At 42.1% G+C, this 6,746-nt stretch carries 6 protein-coding genes, 1 tRNA gene and 2 pseudogenes; 5 read left to right on the top strand and 4 right to left on the bottom strand.

The window, feature by feature from the left end; genetic code table 11:
* The first annotated feature begins 128 nt into the window (after positions 1–128).
* Positions 129–199: transfer RNA gene (locus AB5170_RS19305), tRNA-Trp, on the top strand.
* Positions 200–400: 201 nt separating this feature from the next.
* Here the strand turns inward: AB5170_RS19305 and AB5170_RS19300 are convergent.
* The 4 genes and pseudogenes from AB5170_RS19300 to AB5170_RS19285 all read right to left on the bottom strand — a co-directional run.
* Positions 401–1,549 (bottom strand): ABC transporter permease, encoded by a 1,149-nt coding sequence (locus AB5170_RS19300; protein ID WP_173772608.1) that lies wholly within the window; start codon positions 1,547–1,549, stop codon positions 401–403.
* Entirely contained in the window at positions 1,536–2,660 is a 1,125-nt protein-coding gene (locus AB5170_RS19295; RefSeq protein ID WP_173772607.1) for an ABC transporter permease, read from the bottom strand. The genes AB5170_RS19300 and AB5170_RS19295 overlap by 14 nt, the downstream gene beginning before the upstream one ends.
* A gap of 11 nt (positions 2,661–2,671) precedes the next feature.
* Positions 2,672–3,613 carry an ABC transporter ATP-binding protein gene (locus AB5170_RS19290; protein ID WP_330386305.1) on the bottom strand — a complete coding sequence of 314 codons (942 nt, stop codon included), beginning with the start codon at positions 3,611–3,613 and terminating at the stop codon, positions 2,672–2,674.
* Positions 3,549–3,755, bottom strand: a pseudogene (locus AB5170_RS19285) (DUF6783 domain-containing protein); the annotation flags it as partial. The pseudogene AB5170_RS19285 and the gene AB5170_RS19290, both read right to left, overlap by 65 nt.
* Here AB5170_RS19285 and AB5170_RS19280 point away from each other — a divergent pair.
* The 4 genes and pseudogenes from AB5170_RS19280 to AB5170_RS19265 all read left to right on the top strand — a co-directional run bounded on the left by AB5170_RS19280 (position 3,693) and on the right by AB5170_RS19265 (position 6,740).
* Positions 3,693–3,839 (top strand): annotated as a pseudogene (locus AB5170_RS19280) (DUF6783 domain-containing protein). The pseudogenes AB5170_RS19285 and AB5170_RS19280 sit on opposite strands and share 63 nt — an antisense overlap.
* Before the next feature lie 305 nt (positions 3,840–4,144).
* Positions 4,145–5,221 (top strand): sensor histidine kinase, encoded by a 1,077-nt coding sequence (locus AB5170_RS19275; RefSeq protein ID WP_173772606.1) that lies wholly within the window; start codon positions 4,145–4,147, stop codon positions 5,219–5,221.
* A 97-nt stretch (positions 5,222–5,318) separates the two neighbouring features.
* Positions 5,319–5,939: a response regulator transcription factor gene (locus AB5170_RS19270; RefSeq protein ID WP_173772604.1), complete on the top strand. Its 621-nt coding sequence runs from the start codon at positions 5,319–5,321 to the stop codon at positions 5,937–5,939.
* Positions 5,940–5,951: 12 nt separating this feature from the next.
* Positions 5,952–6,740 carry a LytTR family DNA-binding domain-containing protein gene (locus tag AB5170_RS19265; protein ID WP_173772602.1) on the top strand — a complete coding sequence of 263 codons (789 nt, stop codon included), beginning with the start codon at positions 5,952–5,954 and terminating at the stop codon, positions 6,738–6,740.
* Positions 6,741–6,746 lie beyond the last annotated feature (6 nt).

Below are 6,746 nucleotides of genomic sequence, written 5' to 3'. Positions count from 1 at the left end.
ATAAAGTAGCTGCCGGACTCACGCAGAGGTAAAATGATTCCATTAGGATGTAACATGTATGTAGTTTTGAAGGTACAAAACCTTTCAAAGAGACGTGACTAGTAATAGTCACTTTTTCTTCATAAAATAGGGGATTGGTCAAATGGTATGATAGGGGTCTCCAAAACCTTTGGTGGGAGTTCGATTCTCTCATCCCCTGTTTCCTTGAGCGTCGGAAGCCTTGATTTTACTGGGGTTCCGGCGTTTTTCATTTCATGGGATTTTCTAACGATGTCACCTATGATGTCAACTAGGAATGATTCCTAGTTTCTAAAAAGATATGACCTGTTTGATTTGTTTTTAATTCATTTCTATTGATTTATTGCTAAAATAGTAGAATCATGTGCAGAAAAGAGGGGCATTACCCCTCTTTTCGATACCTTGAAACTACCAGAATCAAACACATAAACATGGCGGCAAACAACACCTCAATTCCCATACTGATCCGTACCTTTCCAAGAAGCTCCGGTGTCAGGGAATGATGCCGGCTTAGAATTTCATTTACCTGTTCATACCAGTATACTGGCAGAAACTGGGCGACTTTCAGAACAGATTTGTCCATTACGCTCATAGGGACGAATACACCACAGAGAAAGCACATGGAAAGAGAAACAATATTGGCTACGCCGCTTAAAATATTGCTGTTTGGAATAAACATTCCAATCAGGTAAGAGAGTGACAGTGAAACTACTAACATAAGTAATGTATTTGCAATATAATAGCCACGAAGTTCAGAATTCCAAAAGGTATTTCCATACATCAGCACAACACCCAGGATACCAAGAAGCCACAGAATGGCACCGATCACTCCCATTGCCAGCAATCCCTCCAGGGACTGACGTCTCACTGAAATAGCGGAAGCTTCCATCCGTTTCTGAATATCTCCCTTTTTGAAAGCCATAAGAATATATCCCATGGTATAGCAAAGAGCTCCCAGAAAAAGATAAGGAATATAACGAAAATAATAAGTGTAAGGAACCAGATCACTGCTTGCAGAATCAGAGGAAATCTTGGTGACCGGTTTATGAACTTCGGTTTTTACTGCCTGAACGGCTTCCTCCTGGGAAAAACCGGCAGCAACATAAGTCTGGATGGTACTGATATAACTGCTGATCTGCTGGTCAACATAATAGGAGCTGTAGGATCCTGGAACCTTGGTGACCTTCAGTGGCTGATTTCCTTGAATGCAAGCCTCGTAAAAGTCAGCTGGAATCTGCACAATATATTCCACATTACGGTAAAAGAGATTTTCCTGAAGTACTTCCGGATTATTTTTCATAGGAATTACATTGTGAATCGTGTTAAGATAATCCACAAATCCCTGAGCCAGAACGCCTTGATCTTCCTTTACCACTCCAATATCAATGCTGGTATTTGCATAAAGGCTGTCTTCACTTTTTCCAGCGGCCATCTGCATGACAAGAGCCACAGAAAAGAAAATACCAAGATATATAATGACCAGCGTCACATTCTGTCTTAAAATTTTCATGTAACATTTAAATACTATCATAGCTTTCCCTCCGGATCAGTAAAAATGAAGCAGTCACTAATGTTATGCTCATCACTGCAAGAGTGAACAGGTTGCGGTAATAGCGACTCATATCGTCATATACATTGATGCAGTAAAAAGCATCAGAAATAAGTGCTGCCGGGTTGATCCGGTTAATAACAGGCATATTTTTTTCTACCAGATCCTTCATGGTATTGTTCATAAGTCCTGATAAAAAGCTGCAGACCATGGAAAAACCAAGAATAATACCAATCTTTCCCCCTTCTTTCATTTTTCCAAGACTACCTACAAAAATTCCAATAGAAACCCCGATCAGGGATCCGAAAAAAGAAATAAGCAGCATGGGCCCGATTTTTCCCTGAAAATCCAGCTTTAAAATATAGCGAAGATAGATCAGCAACACGATCACATCGAAATAGCCAAGCAAAAAAGAAGCAATCTGTTCTGAAAGAATCAGCTTCAGTTTATGCGTTGGAGTGACGCAGCGTCGTGCGGCAAGTGCTGTAAGATTGGCCTGAAGAGTTATGGCAGAGCCAAATCCGATAAAACAGCCATAGAGGCAGGTCATTGCAATCAATGCATAGAAAAACTGTGCACTTCCGTTAATAGTCTGTCCGCCAAGTGAAACTTCAGTAAGTGTTTCCTGTTGATTTAGCATCTGCTGGATTCCGTCCCACAGACCGGATGGATGTGTGCGGACTATATTGCGGATGGTACTTTTTCCGGTTTCGTAGCCGGACAAAATGGACTGAAGGATGCTCTGGGGGATTCCGTTGGAAGCCACTGTAAGGGAAGGGGAGCTTCCCACCTGATAAATACCGGAAATTTCTTCATTTTCCAGTTTGGTAAGTGCAGCGGATTCAGATAATTCCTGAGCAGCAATCAGATGATTTCCGTTGTTTTCAATTTGATCCAGAAACATAAGAAACAACGTGTCAGCGCCGTCCTCTTTTACAATTCCAACCTGTACAGTCTCGAAATCAGCATCATCAATATTTCCAAAAGCAAAATAGAACATAGTTCCAAGAAGAATTGGAAAAATAAGCGGCCAGAAAGTGGTGGCAAAATTTTTCAGCTTTACCAGAAGATTATATTTGATCAAATGCAGCATGGCAGTCCTCCTTAATCTCGCAGCTGTTTCCCTGTGATTTCCAGGAATACGTCATTTAAAGTAGGCAGCTCAGAGGAAACCTGACCAAAGGAAATATCCTGGCTCTGCAGGTAATTGAGAAGCCGGATCAGGTTGTGGCGGGCACCTGTGCACCGTACAGTGAGAATCTGTTCCTCGTAATGCAGGTCAAAGACGTGGGGAAGAGTCCGGATGTCAGCCAGATTCTCCGAGGTAAGAGGAATGGCCTCAATAGTAATGGTCTCGCCGGTTTTGATCATTTTTTTCAGATCCTCTTTGGTGCCGGAGGCAATTACATGACCGTGATCCATAATTGCGATCTGTGTACAGATCTGCTCCACTTCTTCCATATAATGGGAAGTGTAAATGATGGTGGAACCCTGTTCATTCAGCTTCTGAATGCCTTCCAGGATTTTGTTCCGGCTCTGGGGATCAACGGCTACCGTTGGCTCATCCATAATGATCAGACGAGGCTTATGAGCAATTCCGCAGGCAATATTCAGTCGGCGGAGAAGACCGCCTGAGAGCTTCTTTGGACGTATTTTCCGGTAATCGTTAAGATCGGTAAAGGTAATGGCTTCTTCCACCAGTTCTTTTCTTTTCCTCTTATCCGGGACATAAAGCCCACAGAAATAATCAATGTTTTCATAGACAGTCAGTTCGTCAAAAACAGCCACATTCTGCAGCACGATTCCAATCTGCTGTTTTACTTTGTAATTGTCAGGACGCATTTCTTCTCCGAAAATATGAATGCTGCCTTTGTCGTATTTGAGAAGAGAAAGCATACAATTGATAGCAGTAGTTTTTCCAGAGCCGTTGGGACCAAGAAGACCAAAAACCTCTCCTTCCGAAATACTAAGGTTCAGGTGATCAAGTGCCACCAGGTTCCCATATCTTTTTACCAGATTTTCTATTTGAACAATATTTGTGGACACGATTTTCCTCCTTCGGGTTTTCCCCGTATAGTAGCTGTATCATAAGTTTAGAGCGTGTTTGAAAAAGGATTTCGGCAAGATGTACGTCACAATTTGTGAGAGATTTTGCCCGGATGAGAGCGCCGTAGCGGGCTACGGCAACTGAATTCGGGCGAAATATACCGCAAAGTGGAGCATGCAGATTGCAGGAATGCTTTTTCAAACACACTTTAGTATAAAGGAATAAGGGAAAATCGCCAAGTGCCAGATGTCACGGCCTTCACATGACAAATGTCATAAAATTACAGTTTGCTTCATTCACAAAAACACTTCGCGGAACATTACTAATACATCAAAACTTAATATTCGATGTACTAGTAAACCGTAATGTCATAAAGCGCAGAACCTTCTTTACAGCGCAAGGTCAGTTATACTATAATGAGAGAAATGTCTGTAAGACATATTTGTAAAAAAACAGGTTAAATATTTGATAATTACTGGTTACGGAGTGAACAGCAGTATTTGGAGAAAAATGAGAAAGAAGGTGGCAGAGTGGGATACTTTTTGGACTGTGGATTACTGGTATTTTATAGCTTTCTGTCACTTTTTTTTCTGCCGCCAGGGGCAGGCTTTCTGATTGCTTTTTTGAGCTGTGTAAGTGTGATCTGTTGCGGATATGCGGTGAGAAAGAAGGCATTGCGGCTAATTCTTTACATTTTGTTCGGATTTCTGGGACTGGCTGTTCCAGAGACCTTTATCTTTTATCCCTGTCTTTTTTATTTGCTTTTTCATGAAAAAATGAGGGGGCTGGCAGCAGTAGCAGTGATGTTTTTTCTCTGGAAAATACCTGGAAGCAGAGAAAACATGGGCCTTTTTGCAATGACCGGTGTATTTGGATTTTTACTGGCATTTTTTATGGAGAGAAATACCACAAAGAGTCAGATCCTGGAAGAAAAGCTGCGAAGGACCCAGGATGATTCCAAGGAGCGAAGCCTGCTTTTGTCCCAGAAAAATAAAGCTTTGCAGGAAAAACAGGATTATGAGATCTATAATGCTACCTTAAAGGAACGAAACCGGATCGCCAGGGAAATCCACGATAATGTGGGACATGTACTTTCACGTTCAATCCTTATGGTAGGGGCTGCAAAGACCATAAATAAAGATCCCGGGATGACCGCCATGCTGAAAAATCTGGAGGATTCCCTGAACCATGCCATGAACAGCATCAGAAATAGTGTCCATGACCTTCACGATGAAGCAGTAAATTTAGAAGAAGTGGAAAAGAGCCTGGTTCGTGAGTTTACATTTTGTCCGGTGCAGATGGTTTATGATATGACAAGAGAGGTTCCAAGGGAGGTGAAATACTGTTTTATCAGTATTACCAAAGAGGCCTTTGCAAATATTATGAAGCACAGCAACGCCACAAAGGTGCAGCTGATCCTTCGGGAGCATCCGGGACTGTACCAGCTGTGTATAGAGGATAATGGGAAAGATGCCTTTTATGATCCGGAAAAATCCGGTATTGGAATTGCAAATATGAAAGAAAGGGTAAATGCCCTGGGTGGAACCTTGCAGATTTTTACGGATAAGGGATTTCGGATTTTTATTACAATACCCAAATGTGGTTGAGGTGGATTCCGATAAAGATACAGTAAAGCGGGCGCACTGATTATGGAAATTATTTTTTGAATGTGTTCCGGAAATGAAAGAAAAGCAGGAGTAAGAAATGAAAATAATAATTGTAGACGATGACTGCCTGGTGGCGGGGGCTTTGAAAACCATTCTGGAAGTGAATGAGGATGTGGAAGTGTTAGCGACTGGAGCAGACGGAAAAGAGGCCTGTGAGCTTTATGAAAGGTATGAGCCAGATGTGCTTCTTATGGATATTCGAATGGAGAAAATGGACGGTCTGGAAGCATCCCGGAGTATTTTGTCCAGGCATCCAAAGGCAAATATTCTGCTTCTTACCACTTTTTCCGATGACAAATATATAGTAAAAGCCTTGCGACTTGGTGCAAAGGGATATCTTCTGAAACAGGATTATGGCAGTATTCTGCCTGCACTTCGGGCGGTTTACTGTGGGCAGACAGTATTTGGGACAGAAATAGTTTCCAGGATTCCAGATCTTTTGCAGGGAGAAAAGAAGTTTGATTATGGAAAATATGACATTAACGAGAGAGAATTTGAGATGATAGAACTGATCGCAAATGGATATAGCAATAAGGAGATTGCGGCAGAGCTTTTCCTGAGTGAAGGAACCGTGCGGAATTATCTGAGCATGATCCTGGAAAAACTGCAGCTGCGTGACCGTACACAGGTGGCAGTTTTTTATTACCAGCATAAATAGGAGCGACAGAAGATGAACATACAGAAAATTGGAGACCGGACAGCAGAGCTTTTGAATTTATATTATAACAATGAGATAGAGCCTTTTTTGAACTCTTGTCATGAGGATGTTCTTTGGATAGGCCCTGCAGACAAGCAGGTGATCCGCGGAAGAAAAAATCTGGTAGATGCTTTTCACGCTGAGAAACACGAACTGAAGTTTTCCCTGAATAATCTGACGGTGCTGCCGCTTGCCACTACAAGCAGTACGGTGGCAGAAATCATGACTTTTATGCTGGTAGATACGATCTGGCCGGACAACAGTGCAAGTCGGGTAAATCAGCGTATGCAGTTTACCTGGGTGGAGCAAAAAGGTGTGCCGAAGATACGTGTGATCTTTATTTCAAATGCAATTCAGTATGATGAGAGGGATGGCATTTATCCGGTACATTATGATGAGAATTATCGTAAGTTTGTCCTTACAGGAGAGACCAGATCAGAGCGGATTTACGTGAAAGGAATTGATAAGTCCATTCTTTACCTGAATTGGTCGCGTGTGATCTATGTGGAAAGTCTCGGCAATCATACGGTGATCCATACTCTGGATCAGGAGTTTGAGTCTACAGAAAGCCTGAAAACTCTGGAAAAACGTTATGGGAACCTGTTTCTGAAGTGCCACGAGAGTTACATGGTAAACCCGGCGCATGTCCATTCTATCCGCAGATTTAAAATGACTGTAACAGGAGGACGGGAACTTCCTGTTCCGGAAAAAAAGTATACGGTAGTAAAAAAGACGCTGCAGAAAATAATTGCAATCTGTTAGAGCCTG

Source organism: Ruminococcus sp. RTP21484sp1_RTP21281st1_A8_RTP21281_210402 (assembly GCF_040914025.1).
Taxonomy (GTDB): domain Bacteria; phylum Bacillota; class Clostridia; order Lachnospirales; family Lachnospiraceae; genus Blautia_A; species Blautia_A faecis.
This window is presented reverse-complemented; position numbering and strand designations above follow the sequence as displayed.